Genomic DNA, 1,349 nt, shown 5'->3' on the forward strand with positions numbered 1-1,349 from the left:
CTAGTCCGGATGACGTAAATCCCATCGAGCGCCGCCTCGCGGGCGATACCGGCTTCGTTGCGCCGGAAGCTGAAGCGATCCGTGGTGATGGTGAGATCGAAATGCTTGGCCATCTTTCACCGCGCCCACCGCCAGCCCGATCTCGGCCTCGCCGCGCAACGGCGCGCGCTTGCGCGTCGTCGCCGCCACGATGCGGGTCAATTCCCGCTCGGTCGCGGTAAGCAACGCCTCGCGCTTGCGCCGGCGTTCCCCGGCCAGAGCCGCATTGCGGCAGGCGATCAGCCGTTCGCCGGGATAATCGGGCGACGTGATCGCGGCGATATCGCGCTCGTCGAACAGAGACATCTGCAGCGGCCCTTCGGCGAGGTCCTGGATCTGTACAGCGCGCAGGCAACTGATCCAGTCGAGACCAGCGGGTTTGATCGCCTCGCGGATGCGCGCCGTGGTGATCATGCCCCGATCGCCCACCAGCACAACGTGGTTCAGATGAAACCGCCGCTTGAGCTTCTCCACCTGGGCCGCGATCGTGCCGGGATCGGCGGTGTTGCCTTCGAACACCTCGACCGCGATCGGCCGACCTTCCCGATCGCACAGCAGACCATAGACGATCTGGAGCCGATCCGGCCGATGATCCCGGCCGTAGCCGTGCCGGGCAAGTTCGCAGCACCGGCCTTCGAGATAGGACGAGCTGACATCGTAGAGCACCAGCGTGCTCTCGCGCAGATGGCGCTTGGCAAACTGCCGTTCGATCCGCCCCTGCTGCGCGCCCAGCCAGTCCAGCGCCGCGTAGATCTCGCGCTCCTCGATCGCACCGAGACCGAGCACCTGGCCGAGGCTCGAGGTCGCCGTCTCCAGGTTTAGGCCACGCAACGTCGAGAGTTTCGACCCCGGCGAAATCACCCGGCTCGCGATCAATGCGAGTGCCAGATCCCGCTCACGCGAGACCGTTCGTCCCAGCAGGCGCGGGATCTCCAGCTTGCGCATCATTCTCAGCACCGCCGCCACGTGCCCGTGCGGCAGGGACCGCCGGATCTCGAGCGCTTGATCCGGGCCACCCACCACCGTGCCGCCGGCGAGTAAAGCGCGCAGACCGTCGATCAACTCGGGCGGCATCTGGCTCAGATTGGCGATCGTGCGCTTGTGGACCTTCCGCCCCTCACGGAAACTCTCCCGCAGCAGCACCGCCGACGCCGAGCGGCCATGCGGAACCACGTCGATGAACATGCCGCCAGGGAATCACAACTCGAGTCGCGCCGCAAGCCCAATGTATGGACACATCATTCAAATATAAAACCGCGCTATCCCAAGCCACCCAATGCGTTCAAGCAGTTTCAAAGTGAAAACTTCGG

Annotated in this window: 1 pseudogene; it reads right to left on the bottom strand. The window is 65.0% G+C overall.

The features are described 5' to 3' along the window. Positions 1-1,224, bottom strand: a pseudogene (locus L2A60_RS20410) (IS1634 family transposase); the annotation flags it as partial. Between the last annotated feature and the right edge of the window lie 125 nt (positions 1,225-1,349).

Source organism: Acidiphilium iwatense (assembly GCF_021556475.1).
In the GTDB taxonomy this organism is placed as follows: Bacteria; Pseudomonadota; Alphaproteobacteria; order Acetobacterales; family Acetobacteraceae; genus Acidiphilium; species Acidiphilium iwatense.